General features: G+C 76.0%; 15 protein-coding genes. 7 read left to right on the top strand and 8 right to left on the bottom strand.

Annotated features, from left to right (window positions below; genetic code table 11):
• Nucleotides 1–63: 63 nt before the first annotated feature.
• From ACU616_RS05590 to ACU616_RS05575, 4 genes are all read right to left on the bottom strand, one after another.
• On the bottom strand, nt 64–999 hold the full coding sequence (locus tag ACU616_RS05590; protein WP_446757484.1) for an alpha/beta hydrolase: 936 nt from the start codon (nt 997–999) through the stop codon (nt 64–66).
• 44 nt (nt 1,000–1,043) lie between these two features.
• Complete coding sequence (locus ACU616_RS05585) at nt 1,044–1,868, bottom strand: class I SAM-dependent methyltransferase (protein WP_446757483.1); 825 nt, start codon at nt 1,866–1,868, stop codon at nt 1,044–1,046.
• Between the two features lie 4 nt (nt 1,869–1,872).
• Nucleotides 1,873–4,062: a bifunctional MFS transporter/dTMP kinase gene (locus tag ACU616_RS05580; protein ID WP_446757482.1), complete on the bottom strand. Its 2,190-nt coding sequence runs from the start codon at nt 4,060–4,062 to the stop codon at nt 1,873–1,875.
• A gap of 93 nt (nt 4,063–4,155) precedes the next feature.
• The gene (locus tag ACU616_RS05575; RefSeq protein WP_446757481.1) at nt 4,156–4,977 is read right to left on the bottom strand and encodes a hypothetical protein; all 822 of its coding nucleotides are present in this window, start codon (nt 4,975–4,977) and stop codon (nt 4,156–4,158) included.
• 87 nt (nt 4,978–5,064) lie between these two features.
• On the opposite strand from ACU616_RS05575, the gene ACU616_RS05570 reads away from it, so the two are divergent.
• Both ACU616_RS05570 and ACU616_RS05565 read left to right on the top strand, forming a co-directional pair.
• Complete coding sequence (locus ACU616_RS05570) at nt 5,065–6,012, top strand: Ppx/GppA phosphatase family protein (RefSeq protein ID WP_446757480.1); 948 nt, start codon at nt 5,065–5,067, stop codon at nt 6,010–6,012.
• On the top strand, nt 6,009–6,836 hold the full coding sequence (locus tag ACU616_RS05565; protein ID WP_446757479.1) for a hypothetical protein: 828 nt from the start codon (nt 6,009–6,011) through the stop codon (nt 6,834–6,836). The genes ACU616_RS05570 and ACU616_RS05565 overlap by 4 nt, the downstream gene beginning before the upstream one ends.
• An 18-nt stretch (nt 6,837–6,854) precedes the next feature.
• Here the strand turns inward: ACU616_RS05565 and ACU616_RS05560 are convergent, their stop codons facing one another.
• Entirely contained in the window at nt 6,855–7,424 is a 570-nt protein-coding gene (locus ACU616_RS05560; RefSeq protein WP_446757478.1) for a type 1 glutamine amidotransferase domain-containing protein, read from the bottom strand.
• 85 nt (nt 7,425–7,509) lie between these two features.
• Between ACU616_RS05560 and proC the strand changes: the two genes are divergently transcribed.
• The 5 genes from proC (at nt 7,510) to ACU616_RS05535 (ending at nt 11,413) form a co-directional block, all read left to right on the top strand.
• Entirely contained in the window at nt 7,510–8,328 is an 819-nt protein-coding gene (gene proC / locus ACU616_RS05555) for a pyrroline-5-carboxylate reductase (protein WP_446757477.1), read from the top strand.
• 251 nt (nt 8,329–8,579) lie between these two features.
• A complete protein-coding gene (locus ACU616_RS05550; protein WP_446757476.1) occupies nt 8,580–8,921 on the top strand; it encodes a helix-turn-helix domain-containing protein in 342 nt (113 codons plus the stop codon).
• A gap of 363 nt (nt 8,922–9,284) precedes the next feature.
• The gene (locus ACU616_RS05545) at nt 9,285–9,383 is read left to right on the top strand and encodes a 30S ribosomal protein bS22 (RefSeq protein WP_012854759.1); all 99 of its coding nucleotides are present in this window, start codon (nt 9,285–9,287) and stop codon (nt 9,381–9,383) included.
• Nucleotides 9,384–9,393: 10 nt separating this feature from the next.
• On the top strand, nt 9,394–10,512 hold the full coding sequence (locus ACU616_RS05540; RefSeq protein ID WP_446757475.1) for an NAD-dependent epimerase/dehydratase family protein: 1,119 nt from the start codon (nt 9,394–9,396) through the stop codon (nt 10,510–10,512).
• Nucleotides 10,505–11,413: a lysophospholipid acyltransferase family protein gene (locus ACU616_RS05535; protein ID WP_446757474.1), complete on the top strand. Its 909-nt coding sequence runs from the start codon at nt 10,505–10,507 to the stop codon at nt 11,411–11,413. Before ACU616_RS05540 ends, ACU616_RS05535 begins: the two co-directional genes overlap by 8 nt.
• A gap of 212 nt (nt 11,414–11,625) precedes the next feature.
• Here ACU616_RS05535 and ACU616_RS05530 read toward each other — a convergent pair whose 3' ends face one another.
• The 3 genes from ACU616_RS05530 to ACU616_RS05520 all read right to left on the bottom strand — a co-directional run bounded on the left by ACU616_RS05530 (nt 11,626) and on the right by ACU616_RS05520 (nt 14,800).
• Nucleotides 11,626–12,534 carry an HAD family hydrolase gene (locus ACU616_RS05530; protein ID WP_446757473.1) on the bottom strand — a complete coding sequence of 303 codons (909 nt, stop codon included), beginning with the start codon at nt 12,532–12,534 and terminating at the stop codon, nt 11,626–11,628.
• A gap of 87 nt (nt 12,535–12,621) precedes the next feature.
• Complete coding sequence (locus tag ACU616_RS05525) at nt 12,622–13,785, bottom strand: DUF5667 domain-containing protein (protein ID WP_446757472.1); 1,164 nt, start codon at nt 13,783–13,785, stop codon at nt 12,622–12,624.
• Nucleotides 13,786–13,915: 130 nt separating this feature from the next.
• The gene (locus ACU616_RS05520) at nt 13,916–14,800 is read right to left on the bottom strand and encodes a sigma-70 family RNA polymerase sigma factor (RefSeq protein WP_446757471.1); all 885 of its coding nucleotides are present in this window, start codon (nt 14,798–14,800) and stop codon (nt 13,916–13,918) included.
• Nucleotides 14,801–15,053 lie beyond the last annotated feature (253 nt).

The following is a 15,053-nucleotide window of genomic DNA, read 5'->3' as shown; positions in this document are numbered from 1 at the left end:
GGGCCGGCCCGCCGGTCACCGCGGGCCGCCCGGCCGCCGACCCCGCACCGCACGCGCTCGCGGTCAGGGACGGCGGGACGTCGCCCGTGCGGCGAGGCGCTCGCCCAGCCAGGCGTCCCGGCCGGTCAGCGCGGCTCGTGCCATGCCGGTGGGGTGACCGGTGAACCCGTGGGGTGACTCCGGGTACACGCGGACGTCGACGTCCACCCCCGCGGCGGAGAGCCGTGCCGCCATGACCAGGTTGTCCTCGAGCAGGACGTCCGACGCCCCGACGGTCACGAGCGTCGGCGGCAGGCCCCGCAGGTCGCCGAAGACCGGCGACACGTCGGGGACGGTGCGGTCGGCCACGTGGCCGGCGTAGGCCTCGAGGAACCACTCGTCGGCGATCCGCCGACCCGCCGGGGTCCGGCCGCTGAGGTCGTAGGTCCCGAACTGCAGGTCGGCACCGGCGAAGCGGTCCGCACGGCCCCGGTCCCGGAGCCGCAGCAGCGTCGTCACGGCGAGGGTGGCCCCGGCCGAGCTCCCGCCGATCGCCAGGTCGGTGGTGCCGAACCGGGCTCCGGCGTGCTCGACGAGCCAGAGCGCGGCGGCCTCGCAGTCGTCCGGCGCGGCCGGCCAGGGGTCCTCGGGCGCGAGCCGGTAGCCGACGCTGACGACGACGATCCCGAGCGACCCGGCGAGCGCCGCGTTGCGGGCGTCGGCGCCGGCCGTCGGCCCGAGGGAGAAGCCCCCACCCGGGATGTCGAGGTACACGCCCCGCACCTCCGCGGCCTCCGGCACCGTGATCCGCACGGGGACCTCCCGGCCCGGTGCACCCGCGACCCGCTCGGCGGTGACGCCCTCGCGCTGCGGAGCGGGGACGAGCGCGGCCCGGGCCTCCCGCAGCTCCTCCAGGGACGCGGGCCCTCGCCGCTCCCCGCGCGCGGCGTAGAACGCCCGGCTCTCCGGGACGTGCCGCAGGAGTCCTGCGTGCACCAGCCCGTCGAGACCGACCTGCACGGGATCTCCTCGTCCGCCGGGACACCGGTGCCCGGACCTGCGTGTCAGTCCAGGGGAACGGGCCGGGCCACCCCCACCAGGGAGTCCAGCCGGCCGGCGTTGGCCGGGGCCAGCGGGCTGCGCACGACCTGGGTCAGCGCGAGCCCGGCGCGGGCCAGCAGCACCGCGTGGGTGCGCGGGGTGAAGTGCCAGATGTGCTCGGCCGGCTTGAGCGTCCACCAGCGGGTGCCCAGCAGGCGCGCGGGCAGCGACGAGACGTACGGCGTGGAGAACAGGACGACGCCGTCGTCGGCCACCAGGGACCGCACCGTGCGCCAGAGGTCGAGCGGGTCGGGCACGTGCTCGACGGTGTCCCACGCGCAGACGACGTCGACGCCGGGCCGCAGCGGGGCCTCGGCGAGCTGGCCGCAGAAGACGTCGAGACCGAGCGTCTCGCGGGCGTGCCGGGCGCCGGTGCGCGACAGCTCCACCCCGCTGGTCTCCCAGCCGGCCCGCCGGGCGGCGTCCAGGAACAGCCCGTACCCGGCGCCGACCTCCAGCAGCCGGCCGCCGGGGCCGCGGCCGCGCACCCGGTCGAGCAGCGCCAGCCGACCGGCGGTCCAGGTGCGTTGCAGCAGCATCGCGGCGTCGAACCGCCGGGGCTCCCGGGCGGCGTCCCCGTAGACGCCGCCCTCGAAGTAGCCGACGTCGTCGTAGAGCCGCTGCAGGGCCGCCGGCGCCAGCCGCGGGCTGATGAAGACCAGGCCGCACCGGGGGCAGCGCACGACGCCGAAGGGGGCGAGGTCGTGCACGAGCCGGCCGCGCACGCCGCACAGGCAGCAGTCGACCTCCTCGGTGTCCTCGGTCGTCCAGGTCACCGGGGCAGTCACGCGGTCAGCCTACGGAGCCGCCGGTGTCGCGCCCGGGACCCGTCCGCGCCGCGCCGACCGGCGGTCCGGCCACGCCGACGGCGTCCTCGGTCCGGCCCTCGCCGTGCTCGGGGTAGCGCTGGGCCAGCAGCGTGCTGATCCGCCGGCGGACGGCGTCGGACACCAGGCCGCCCCCGTCGGAGGTGCCGTCGGCGCCCAGCAGCTCGCCCGGGACGACGACGTAGCGGTCGGGCGCGGCCTCGGCCTGGGCGAGGAACGCCGCGCGGACCGCGCCGGCGTCGGCGTCGGCCGGGCCGGCGGTGACGGGGGAGTCGACCACCACGGTGAGGTCGGGCAGCAGGCCGCGGGTGGCCCACAGCGAGGTGCGGAAGATGCGGTCGGCGTCCAGGCCCTGCCCGGCGCCGTGGAAGGCGATCGAGGTGTCCACGTAGTGGTTGCACACCACGACCTCGCGGCGGCCGAGCGCCGGGCGGATCACCGTGGCCACGTGCTCGGCGCGGTCGGCCGCGGCCAGCAGCGCCGCGGTGTAGGCGGCCACCGACCGGCCCTCGCCGTCGGTCACCGAGCGGTCGTCGGCCGGCTCGGGCGCCGGCGGGTAGAGCAGCCGGCGCACCTGCCGGCCCAGCGCGGTGTCGCTCGGCTCGTGGGTGGCCACCACCGGGCGGCCGGCGTCGCGGAGCACCCGGGCGAGGTCGGCGGTGTAGCGGCGGGTGAGGTCGCGGTCGGCGCCCTCGACGACGACGAACAGCCCGACCCCGCTCGAGGAGGCCGAGAGGATGTCCGAGCTGCCCCACAGGAGCCGCAGCGTGTCCCGCGGACGGGTGCGCGACCGGCCGCGCGGGGCCACCTGCCGCACGGCGTAGGCGCTGACCAGCAGGGCGATGACGCCGCCGATGAACAGGGTCAGGCCGGGACCGCTCAGGGTCAGCAGCAGCTCGCCGAAGCGCAGGTCGTGCGTGCCGAGGAGGCCGGCCAGGCCGGGCCCGACCGCGACGGCGAGCAGCAGCACGATCCGCACCGAGGAGATGACGAAGGCGAACACCCGCCCGCGCAGCCGGTCCTCGACCTCGAAGCCGATGAGCGTGTAGCCGATGATCCACGAGATCCCGGCGAACAGGCCGACCAGGAAGGCCGCGCCGGTGGCCAGGACGAAGTCCTGCAGCACCGACATCGCCAGCAGGGCGACTCCGGCCACGCCGATCGAGCGGGCGAACAGCGACCGCCGCGGCACGGTGGGCAGGATGCGCGGCCCGACCAGCATGCCCAGGGCCAGGCCGGTGAACACGATGCCGAAGACGACGCCGTACCCGGCCGTGCCGGCGTCCAGCGTGGCGATGTAGAGCTGCGCCACCCCGATGATCAGCCCGCCGGCCCCGAACGCGCCGATGACGCCGACGTAGAGCGCCCGCATGAGCGGCTGGTTGCGCAGGAAGGACACGCCCTCGACGACGAGGGAGAAGACGTTGGTCGGCGCCTCGCGGTCGACGGCCGTGGGCGGGATGAGCGCCCGCGAGAGCAGCACGGTGGTGGCCGAGACCCCGAAGCTCGCCGCGTTGAACAGCAGCGCGACGACGATCGCCGTCCGCGCGTCCGAGGTGCCGCCGCTGCCGGGGAAGACCCGGCTGACCGTGGACAGCAGCGCGAACAGCAGCGCGGCCACCGGGACCGCGCCGTAGACGCTGAACAGCGAGACCTGGTTGGCCACGGCCAGCCGCTCCCGCGGCACGATCGCGACCCAGATCGCCTGCTTGGCCGGGTTGGTGAACAGCCCGACGGCCTCGACGAGGAACTGCGCGACGTAGAGCCAGGTGAGCTCGTAGGTCAGGCCGATCGACAGGTACAGGCCCAGCGCCAGCAGGTCCCCGACGACGACGGTGGTGCGCCGGTCGAGCCGGTCGGCCAGGGCGCCGGCGAGCGGGCCGAGGACGAGGTCGGGCAGCAGCCGGGTCAGGATGACGCCGGAGATGGCCGCGCCCTGCACGGCGGTCGACTCCTGGCTGGTCAGCTGCTGGGCCATCGCGGTGGTGGCCAGCAGGCCCAGCCAGTCGCCCAGGCTGGACACGGCGATGGCCGCCCACATGCGCCGGAACACCGCGATGCGCAGCAGCGCCAGCAACGCGTTCTCGTGCACCGGCCCGCCGGCCGACGACCTCGACGCGCCCGCGCCGGAGCTCGCCGCCTGTCGGTCGCTCACAGTCCTCGCCGTCCGGTCGTCGCGGTGGTGGCGAGCAGGGTACTGGCGGACGGCGCGCTCCGGGCGCTCCCGCGGCCCGGGCGGGGCGTCGGGTCAGCCGGCCGGGTGACCCCGTCGCTGCAGGGTCAGGGACACCGGGGCGGGGCTGGCCGGGTGCGGCGCGACCAGGCCCTGGTCGAGCCGGGCCTCGGTCAGCCGGCGCAGCTCGGCGTACGCCGCCGGGCCGAGCAGCGCGGTCAGCTCGGGGCCGTAGGTGAGCACCAGCGGCTCGGGGGAGACGTGCGCGGCGGGGGAGCCGGTGCACCACCAGTGCAGGTCCGCGCCGCCCGGGCCCCAGCCGCGCCGGTCGAACTCGCCGATGGTGCTCACCAGCACGGTGCTGCCGTCGGGTCGCTCGACCTCCTCCTGCTCGCGGCGCACCGGCAGCTGCCAGCAGACGTCGGGCTTGGTGGTCAGCGGGTGGAGGTCCTCGCGCAGGGCCATGCGGTGCAGCGCGCAGCCGGTGCCGCCGGGGAAGCCGGGCCGGTTGAGGAAGACGCAGGCGCCGTCGACCAGGCGCGTGCGCAACGAGCGGACGCCGCCCTCCTCGGGGGCCTCGTCGTCGGCGGAGTCCTCCTCGGTCCAGGCGCCGCGCCCGACGGGGGCCAGCTGCCAGTCCTCGTCGTCGAGGTCGGCGACCGCGGCGGTCACCCGCATCAGGTCGTCCTCGTCGCTGAAGAACGCGCCGTGGCTGCAGCAGCCGTCGTCGGCCCGGCCGGGGACGACGCCCGCGCAGCCGCGGCCGAACACGCAGGTCCAGGCCGAGGAGAGCCAGGTGAGGTCGGCCCGCACCCGGTGCCGCGGATCGGCCGGGTCGGGGAACTCGACCCACTCGCGGGCGAAGTCGGGATCGACCTCGGGGGGCGTGTCGTGCACCGCCCCAGCGTAGAGAGAGGACCCCCTCCCCTCACGCCCCGCTCCGCTCGGCGCGAGCCTCCGGAGGGGGCCAGGCAGACTGACCGCATGCGGCTCGGGGTGCTGGACGTCGGCTCGAACACCGTCCACCTGCTGGTGGTCGACGCCCACCGCGGAGGCCAGCCGACCCCGCAGCACGACGACCGCTGGCTGCTGCGCCTCGCCGAGCACGTCGGGGACGACGACGTGCTGTCCAAGGAGGGCGAGAAGGCACTGGTCAAGGCCGTGCGCAAGGCGTGCGAGAAGGCCGAGGAGATGGGGTGCGAGGAGGTGCTCGCGCTGGTCACCTCCGCCATCCGCGAGGCGCGCAACGGCATGGAGGTGCTCGAGCGGGTCCGCCGGCAGACCGGCGTCGAGCTGCAGGTGACCAGCGGGGAGGAGGAGGCCCGGCTGACCTTCCTCGCCGTGCGCCGGTGGTACGGCTGGAGCGCCGGCCGGCTGCTGGTGCTCGACATCGGCGGCGGTTCGCTGGAGCTGGCCGGCGGCACGGACGAGGACCCCGACGTCGCCCTGTCCGTGCCGCTGGGCGCCGGCCGCATGACCCGCCGCTTCCTGCCCGAGGCGGCCACCGGCGGCCGGCCCGACCTCGCCGCGCTCACCGCCCTGGGGGAGCACGCCGCCGACGTGCTCCGGCCGGCGGCCAGGAAGCTGAAGGGCGCCGGGCCGCCGGACCTGGTGGCCGCCACGAGCAAGACGTTCCGCACGCTGGCGCGGCTGACCGGCGCCGCGCCCTACTCGGCCGGGCTCCGGGTGCACCGCGAGCTCACCGGCGACGGCCTGGGGCAGCTGATCGGCTTCGTGTCGCGGATCGAGTCGCGCGCCCTGGCCGAGCTGCGCGGCGTGTCGCCCGACCGCGCGCACCAGATCCCCGCCGGCGCGGTCGTGGCGCAGTCCGCGATGCAGGCGCTGGATCTACCCTCCGTGCGGATCTGTCCGTGGGCGCTGCGGGAGGGGGTCATCCTCCGGCGACTCGACTCGTTGGGGGACGTGGGATGAGCCAGCCGCCCAGGGACCCCGGGCCCCGCCGCGACCCGGACACCGGCGGTCGCCCGCTGGCCGACATCCTCCGCGAGGCCGGCATCGAGGCGCCGCGCAGCGTCCGGCGCCGGGGCCGCGGCGAGGACACCGGCGAGACCCCCATCCGGCAGCGCCGGCGCGATGCCGACACCGACGCCGGCCGGCCCCACCCCGGCCGGCGTGCCAGCGACACGGGCCGGGTCACCGACACCGGACGCCTGGCCCGCGACACCGGAGGGGTCCCCGGTGCCGGGCGCGTGTCCCGCGACACCGGACGGGTGTCCCGCGACACCGGACGGGTGGCCGGCGCCGGGCGCTCGTCCCGGGACGTCCCCCCGCCCGCCGCGGCCGGGAAGGGGCCGGCCGAGCCGTCCACCGCGGCCATCCCGGGGCTGCGGCCCACCGGCGGCAAGCCCGGGGTCCCGGGTGCCGCCGGAGACGCCGCGCCGGCCACCGGCCCCATCCCGGTGACCCGGGCCGACCAGCCCGAGGTGCTCGAGGACGAGCCGCTCGGCGCCCGCGAGGGCGTGGTCGCCTGGCTGCGATTCGCCGGCGAGCTGGTCCTGGCCCTGGCCGCCGGGGTGGGCATCTACTTCCTGTCCACCGTGGTCTGGGAGCAGCTGCCCCAGGTCGCGGTCGTCCTCGCGCCGCTGGCGGTGACCGCGCTGGTCGCCGGGGTGGCCGCGTGGCGGCAGCGCGCCGGCCGGGAGCCCATGGGCCCGCGGCTGGTCGCCGTCCTCGTCTTCGCCGGCACGCTGCTCACCATCGCCCCGGCGGCCGGGCTGCTCGCCGCCGCCGGCTGAGACGCCGGCGGCGGTCCCTCACTCGTCCTCGTCGTCCCCGTCGGTGGCGCCCTGCGCGAACTGCTCGACGATCGCGGCGTCGAAGGCGTCGAGGTCGTCGGGGTTGCGGCTGGTGACCAGGTTGCCGTCGACGACGACCTCCTCGTCGACCCACTTCGCACCGGCGTTGCGCAGGTCGGTCTGCAGCGAGGGCCACGACGTCATCCGCCGGCCGCGCACGACGTCGGCCTCGGCGAGCACCCACGGCGCGTGGCAGATCGCCGCCACCGGCTTGTCGGCGTCGAAGAACGCCTTCACGAAGGCGACCGCGTCGGCGTCGGCCCGCACGAAGTCGCCGTTGATGACGCCGCCGGGCAGGACCAGCGCGGCGTAGTCCTCGGGGTCGGCCGAGGCGACGGTCGTGTCGACCTTCTTCTGGTCGCCCTTGTCGATGTGCTGGTACATCGTGATCGTGCCGCCGCCGAGCGACACCAGCTCCGGCTCGGCCCCGGCCTCCTCCAGGGTCTGCCACGGCCGTTCGAGCTCCACCTGCTCGACGCCGTCGGTCGCGAGCACGGCCACCTTCATCCCGTCCAGTTCTCCTGCCATGCGGCGGCGGCTACCCGGGGCCGCGAGGTGGCACACGCCCGGCGCACTACGGTCCGACCGGGACATCGACAGGCGGGAGCAGGACATGAGCGAGCGGCGGGGCCTGGCGGTCCTGGGCGGCGGGAAGATGGGCGAGGCGCTGCTGGCCGGGCTGGTCCGGCGGTCCGGGCCCGGGGGCGTCGTCGTCTGCGAGAAGCACCCGGAGCGCGGGCAGGAGCTGGCGCAGCGGTACGGCGTCGAGGTCGTCGGCCTCGAGGAGGCCGCCGCCCGCTCGCGCGTGCTGCTGCTGGCGGTCAAGCCGCAGGACCTGCCGGCGCTGCTGCGCCTGCTCGCCCCCTCGGTCACCCCCGGGCACCTGGTGGTCAGCATCGCCGCGGGCGCGTCCACCGCCACGATCGAGGGGGCCCTGCCGGCCGGGGTGCCGGTGGTGCGGGTCATGCCGAACACCCCCGCGCTGGTCGACGAGGGCATGAGCGTGCTGTCGGCCGGGGCCTCGGCCGGGGAGGCCGAGCTCGACGAGGCCGAGGCGCTGCTGTCGACGGTCGGCCGGGTGGCCCGGGTGCCCGAGCACCAGCAGGACGCGGTGACGGCGCTGTCGGGCAGCGGCCCGGCCTACTTCTTCTACCTGGTCGAGGCGATGGTCGACGCCGGCGTGCTGCTGGGCCTGCCGCGGGCGCTGACCACCGAGCTGGTGGTGCAGACCGCGCTGGGGTCGGCGGTGATGCTGCGCGAGTCCGGCCAGCACCCGGCCCAGCTGCGCGACGCGGTGAGCAGCCCCGGCGGGACGACGATGGCCGGCATCCGCGAGCTGGAGCGCCACTCCGTCCGGTCGGCACTCATCTCGGCCATCGAGGCGGCCGCGCAGCGCTCGGTCGAGCTCGGCCGGGCCGACGGGAGCCGCTGACCGTAACCGCTACGACACGGCCGAGGGAGGACGCTGCGTCACCGAGTCGACACAGCACCTTGACGACGCGCCGATACGGCTGTGCATCGTGTTGCCTACGTGTAGTTCTGCCCAGGACGGACCGTTCCGCCTGTCCGTTTCTTCCATCGCATCTGTCACGCCGGTCCCCCTACTCTCTGTATCAGCACGTGCGTGTCCCGTAGTCGGTGGGGAAGCCGACGCCCGACGCGTGCTAGGTCTGGAGACTGATCATGACCATGCCCCAGCGCACCCACGCCGCCTACGTCCGCCCGGCCGTCCCCGGCCCGCGTCCGATGAGCCGCCCGATCCCGGCCGCCACCATGGCCCGCCCCGTCGGCCCGCAGCACCCGGCCGCCGTCCCGGTCGGCCGCCCGGTCGTCCCGCAGCAGCGCGCGACGGTCACCTTCCTGACCGTCGCCGAGGTCGCCAGCATGATGCGCGTCTCCAAGATGACCGTGTACCGCCTCGTGCACGCCGGCGAGCTCGCCGCCGTCCGCGTCGGCCGCTCCTTCCGCGTCCCCGAGCGCGCCGTCCAGGACTACCTGCGCGACGCCTACACCGACATCGCCTGAGGAAGGACCTCCCTGCCCCCCACGCCTCGCTCCGCTCGGCGCGGGCCCCTGCAGGGAGGCCGCCCTGCCCCCGCCACTCGCACGCTCGCGGCGGGACCCTGCAGAGGGGCCGCCCTGCCCCCCACGCCTCGCCTGCTCGGCGCGGGCCCCTGCAGGGAGGCCGCGCGATCCCCTCGAGTGGTGGGATCGATCCCGGCCCGGTTCCCGCGGCAGCGTCGCCGCGGGGGCGCCGGGTAGGCTCGGGCCCCGAGCGACACCCCGGCCCCGGCCGGAGCCGTCGCACACGAGCTGATCCACACTCGCGTGGCGCCCGGTTCCGCCCCTGCGGTCCGTGCCACGCGGCCACGACGTCGGGAGCAGGACATGGGTTCGGTCATCAAGAAGCGGCGCAAGCGGATGGCGAAGAAGAAGCACCGCAAGCTGCTCAAGAAGACCCGCGTGCAGCGTCGCAACAAGAAGTGAGCTGACGCTCGTGCCGCCTGCCGTCGTCCTGGTCACCGGTGTGAGCCGGTGGCTCGGCGGTGCGCTGGCGGCCGAGCTGGCTCGCGACCCCGCCATCGGGCGGGTCATCGGGGTGGACACCGTCCCCCCGTCGGCCGAGCTGCTCCGCCGCCTCGGTCGCACCGAGTTCGTCCGCGCCGACATCCGCAACCCGCTGATCGGCAAGGTCATCAGCACGGCGGGGGTCGACACCGTCGTGCACATGAACATCAGCTCCACGCCGGCCGGGTCCGGCGGGCGTGGGCCGATGAAGGAGCTCAACGTCATCGGGACGATGCAGCTCCTCGCCGCCTGCCAGCGCGCGCCGTCGGTGCGCCGGCTGGTGCTCAAGTCGACCAGCGCCGTCTACGGCGCCTCACCGCGCGACCCCGCCGTCTTCACCGAGGCCATGCAGGCCCGCCGGGTGCCGGCGGGCGGGTTCGCCAAGGACAGCCTCGACATCGAGGGCTACGCGCGGTCGTTCGCGCGCCGCCGTCCCGACGTGGGGGTCGCCGTCCTGCGGTTCACCAACTTCATCGGCCCGCGGATCGACTCGGTGCTCACCGGCTTCCTGCGCATGCCGGTCGTCCCGACCGCCCTCGGCTACGACGCCCGCGTGCAGCTGCTGCACGAGGACGACGCGCTGGGCGTGCTCACCCGGGCCACCACCGGCGAGTTCGCGGGAACGGTCAACGTCGGGGGAGAGGGCACGTTGCTGCTGTCGCAGGTCATCCGCCGGCTCGGCCGGCTGCAGCTGCCGGTGCCCTCGCCCGCGTTGGGCTCGCTGGGCCGGCTCACCCGCCGGTTCGGCTTCGTCGACTACTCCCCGGAGCAGATGCGCTTCCTCAACTTCGGCCGCGTCGTCGACACGACCGTGCTGCGCACCGAGTTCGGCTACACCCCCCGGTACAGCACGGAGGCCGCGCTGGACGACTACGCGCGCACCGTGCCCCCCGTCGTCCCCAAGGACCTCGTCGGTGAGGTCACGACGCAGGCCGAGGCGCTGGTGGCCCGCGCCGGTGCGCTGACCTCGTCGGTCGGCGGCGCGGTCCACGGCCGGCTGCGGCCGGCGCCGGCGTCCCCCGGCCTGCGGGCGGTGCGCGATGCCTGAGGCGCGCGTCATCCCGCTGCGGCCCGACGACGAGCAGTCGCACGTCCCCCCGGCGTCGGACCCGACCTGGGACGAGCAGGTGGTCGGCGGGCTGGAGTTCCTCCGCCGCCGGATGACCGGCGAGTACGGGACCGACGAGTTCGGCTTCGACCCCGACCTCACCGACCACGTGCTGCTGCCGCTGCTGCGGCCGCTGTTCCGCCGCTGGTTCCGGGTGGAGACCCACGGCGTCGAGAACGTGCCGGCGGACGGTGGGGCGCTGGTCGTGGCCAACCACTCCGGCACGATCCCGGTCGACGCCCTCATGGCCACCGTGGCGCTGCACGACGACCACCCGGCGCAGCGGCGGTTCCGGCTGCTCGGCGCCGACCTGGTCTTCGACCTGCCCGCGGTCGGCTCCCTGGCCCGCAAGTTCGGCGCCACGCTGGCCTGCACCGAGGACGCCGAGCGGTTGCTGACCGGCGGGGAGCTGGTCGGCGTGTTCCCCGAGGGGTTCAAGGGGATCGGCAAGCCGTTCCGCGACCGGTACACCCTGCAGCGCTTCGGCCGCGGGGGTTTCGTCACAGCCGCGCTGCGCACCGGCAAGCCGATCGTCCCCTGCGCCATCGTGGGCGCCGAGGAGATCTACCCGATGGTCGGCAACGCCAAGACCGTCGCCCGGCTCTTCGGCCTGCCCTACTTCCCGATCACGCCGACGTTCCCCGCGCTCGGCCCGCTCGGGCTCGTGCCGCTGCCGTCGAAGTGGCTGATCGCCTTCGGCCGCCCGATCGAGACGGCGTCCTACGGGCCCGCCGCCGCCGAGGACCCGATGCTGGTCTTCAACCTCACCGACCAGGTGCGCGAGACCATCCAGCAGTCCATCTACCAGCTGCTCCTGCAGCGCACCTCCGTGTTCTCCTGACATGGTCGGCCTCCCGGCCGACACCGCGGCCAGGTGCCGTCCTCGACCTGCGTTGAGCCCTGCCTGCCGCTCGGTCGCGGGAGCCTCCGGCCCCCACTCCTCACGGCACCTCGCAGGGCGGCTCTCGGTGGCACCCGCGGCCGAGTGCCGTCCCCGGCCGGGCGCCGCGGCCATCGTCCTGCTCCTCGTCGGGGACCCTCCGGGCCCGCTCCTCAGAGCAGCCGGCGGCGGCGGATGGCGATCGTGCCGCCGACGACGCCGCCGGTGAGCGCCGCGGCCGCGACGGTGGGGACGCCGATCCGCGCCGCCTTGCGACCGGTGCGGAAGTCGCGGATCGTCCACCCCCGCGAGCGGGCGACGGCGCGCAGTTCGCTGTCGGGGTTCACCGCCACGGCGGTCCCGGTGAGGGTGAGCATCGGCAGGTCGTTGGCCGAGTCGCTGTAGGCGGTGCACCGGGACAGGTCCAGACCCTCCCGCTCGGCCAGCGCCCGCACCGCCTCGGCCTTGGCCTCACCGTGCATGAGCTCGCCGACGAGCCGGCCGGTGTAGCAGCCGTCGACCACCTCGGACACCGTGCCGAGGGCCCCCGTGAGGCCGAGCCGGTGGGCGATGATCCGCGCCAGCTCGACCGGTGTGGCGGTCACCAGCCACACCCGCTGCCCGGCGTCGAGGTGCTGCTGGGCGAGGTTGCGCGTGCCCGACCAGATCCGGTCGGCCATGAGCTCGTCGTAGATCTCCTCGCCGGCCTGCACAATCTCGGCGACCTCGCGGCCGGAGACGAAGGCCAGCGCGCTCTCGCGGATGGTGTGCATGTCGCCGGCGCTCTCGTTGCCGGCGATGCGGAACTTGGCCTGCTGCCACACGAACCGCTTCAGGTCGCGCGAGGTCAGGTACTTGCGCGAGGCCAGGCCGCGGGCGAACCAGAACAGCGAGGCGCCCATCATCATCGTGTTGTCGACGTCGAAGAACGCGGCCGCGGTCCGGTCGACGACGACGGCCGGGACGGGCTCGACCTCCGCGGCGGCCGCGGACGCCGCACCGGCGACGTGCGCCCGGGTCTCCTCGTCCGGCACGACCTCGGCAGCCCGCCTGCGGCGGCTCCGGAACGGCAGTCCCGGCACCGGCACCTCCCTGCTCTCCCCCCGGCCGCACGGAGGCGGCACCTCCGCGACCCTAGCCGGGCCCGGGTGGCCGGGCCGACCGGGTGCTCAGCACACCACCGGTGGGAGGCACAGGGGCAGCGGCGTGTCCAGGACGGGCCCGGACGGTCCGCCGGGAGCCGGTGCCGGCGAGGTCGGGGAGCTGCCGGTCCCGTCGGGCGGCGGGTCCGACGGGTCGGGCTGCTCGCCGCCGGGCACGGCGGCCGACGACGTCTGCGCGGGCGTGCTCCCGCCCGTGGGCGCCGCGGAGGAGTCCGCGCCACCGTCGCCGGAGGGGGCGGCCGAGGTGGGCGCCGAGGCGCCGGAACCCGGCGTCGGGTCGGGCGCACCCGAGGGCTGGTCGGCGGTCGGGGGAGTCGGGTCGGGAGTGCCGGCGGACGGGGGAGCCGGGCTGGGCGGCGGTGTCGCAGGGGTCTCGCAGGAGGGAGCCGGCAGCGGGCCGAGCTCGTCGTTGCCCGTCGTCGCCGGGCCCGTGGGGCACTCGAGCACCGCCTGCAGGTCGCCGGCGCGGGTACCGACCTCGGTGACCAGGCCGAGCGAGTGGCCGGCCGCGGTGCCGGTGTCGGCGGGCAGCGCCTGCTCCAGCTCGGACAGGCCCGAGCGCTGCTCCTGCGCCCAGCCGCTGAGCACCGTCAACGTCGCGGCGTCACCGGCGTCGACCGCACGGGAGAACACCAGGGCGGCGCCCTCCTCGGTCTGCGCGTCCATGGTCGCCAGCGTGTCGCGCACCAGGTCCGCCGGTGGCGTCCCGGGAGGGCCCTCGACCAGCTCGTCGAGCTCCTGCAGCCGGGTGCTCGCGAACCCCAGCAGGGTCAGTCCGCGCTCGTCGCCGGCCAGGGCCAGCCGGGTCTGCTCGGTGCCGCGCTTGAGCCCGTAGAGCGCGTCGCCGGGCTGGGCGTCGGTCGCCAGCGCGACGAGCGCGCCCAGCGCGGTGACGGTCAGGGCGGCACCGGCCAGGCCGGCGGTCAGCCGCGCCCGCCAGAGCCGCGCCGGACCGCGCGGGATGAGCCGGCACAGGCGCCGCGGCGCCGGCGCCGGGGACCGGACGGCGGCCATCGCGACCAGCCGGGCGCGGGTGGCCGCGCGGAACCCGGGGGCCGGTTCGTCGTCGAGGTCGGTGGCGAGCGCGCGCAGGCGGCACTCCAGGGCCGCCTCGCGGTCGGGCACGGGCGCGCGGTGCGAGCCGCCCGCGCCGCCGTGCTCGGGGCTCACCGTGGTCCTCCGGTCGGTCGGGTGTGCGGTCGACCGGAGCAACGAGGCCGCTCAGGGCCCGTTGCGGCATACCGTGAGGTGACAACGCGGCAGGTGACGACGCGGGGTCCTCCGGAGTGGGTGGCGCACGTCACCGCAGCCCCTCCGGCAGCAGGCCGGCCAGCCGCCGCACCGCCCGGTGCTGCAGCGCCTTGACCGCGCCGTCCTTCTTGCCCATGACGGCGGCCGTCTCGGACACCGACAGTCCCTGCAGGAAGCGCAGCGAGATGCACTCCTGCTGCTCGCCGCCCAGTTGGCGGATGCAGGCCAGGAGCTGCTCGTTGGTCAGGCGCGCGACGACGGCGTCCTCGGGGCCGTCGGTGGCCCGGTCGGCGTCGCGCATGTCCGCGGTGACGACCTCGAGCCGGAAGCGGCCGCTCTTCACGTGGTCGCGGATGAGGTTGCGCGCGATCGTCACCAGCCACGCCGCGACGTCGTGGCCCTGGAACGACAGCGAGTCGATGCCGCGCAGCGCCCGCACGAAGGTCTCGCTCGTGAAGTCCTCGGCCTGCGCGCGGTCGCCCACCCGGTGCAGCACGTAGCGGTGGACCAGGGTCACGTAGTGGTCGTAGAGCCGGCCGAAGGCCTCGGCGTCGCCGGCCTGGGTGCTGCGGACGAGCTCCCAGACGTCGACCCGGTCGGCAGGTCGCTCCTCCCGGGGGGCGGCCGCCTTCCCGGCGGCCGCGCCGTCCTGGTCCGCGCCGTCCTGGTCCGCGCCGTCCTGGTCCGCGCCGTCCTGGGCAGCGCCGTCCTGGTCCGCGCCGTCCCCGGGCAGCTCGGCGACCACGTTCGGCTCGCGGGTGCCCGGACCGGCCGACCGCGTGACTCGGGAGTCGGCGTCGACGTCCTCCCCGGGAGCGCCGGCCGGTGCGGCGGTGCCCTCCACGTCGGAGTGGGGGAGCGGTGCGGGGCGCGGGCTGGGCCGCCGGGCCGGGACGGCGGGCGACCGCGCGTCCACCGGGCGCGACTGCGGCATGCGGGCGTCGTCCTCCTCGTCGGCCCGCCGAGCCGCGGCGGCTCGCCCGACGGGGGTCTCGCAGCCCGACGGGTGCCTGCGGCGCTGCGTGTCTTCCCCCATGGTGACGCCATCGTCGCTCCGCGTCCACATCGGCCGGTCGAGACCACCTCCACGTCCCCGTGCCCGAGGTCGGGGGTCCGACGCCGTCGCCCTCCCCACCCGCTGCGGGGCGGCGACGTCGACGGCCTCCCGCCGGTCCTGCCACACTCGC

The sequence above is a fragment of the Geodermatophilus sp. URMC 62 genome (genome assembly GCF_052931475.1).
The sequence above is the reverse complement of the archived record's forward strand: the minus strand, read 5'-3'. Positions and strand labels throughout refer to the sequence as shown.

Coding starts and splice junctions, on each gene's coding strand:
- ACU616_RS05545 (WP_012854759.1), top strand. CDS start 9,285: ATGGGTTCGGTCATCAAGAAGCGGCGCAAGCGGATGGCGAAGAAGAAG.
- ACU616_RS05520 (WP_446757471.1), bottom strand. CDS start 14,800: ATGCCGCAGTCGCGCCCGGTGGACGCGCGGTCGCCCGCCGTCCCGGCC.
- ACU616_RS05550 (WP_446757476.1), top strand. CDS start 8,580: ATGACCATGCCCCAGCGCACCCACGCCGCCTACGTCCGCCCGGCCGTC.
- ACU616_RS05565 (WP_446757479.1), top strand. CDS start 6,009: ATGAGCCAGCCGCCCAGGGACCCCGGGCCCCGCCGCGACCCGGACACC.
- ACU616_RS05570 (WP_446757480.1), top strand. CDS start 5,065: ATGCGGCTCGGGGTGCTGGACGTCGGCTCGAACACCGTCCACCTGCTG.
- proC (WP_446757477.1), top strand. CDS start 7,510: ATGAGCGAGCGGCGGGGCCTGGCGGTCCTGGGCGGCGGGAAGATGGGC.
- ACU616_RS05560 (WP_446757478.1), bottom strand. CDS start 7,424: ATGGCAGGAGAACTGGACGGGATGAAGGTGGCCGTGCTCGCGACCGAC.
- ACU616_RS05535 (WP_446757474.1), top strand. CDS start 10,505: ATGCCTGAGGCGCGCGTCATCCCGCTGCGGCCCGACGACGAGCAGTCG.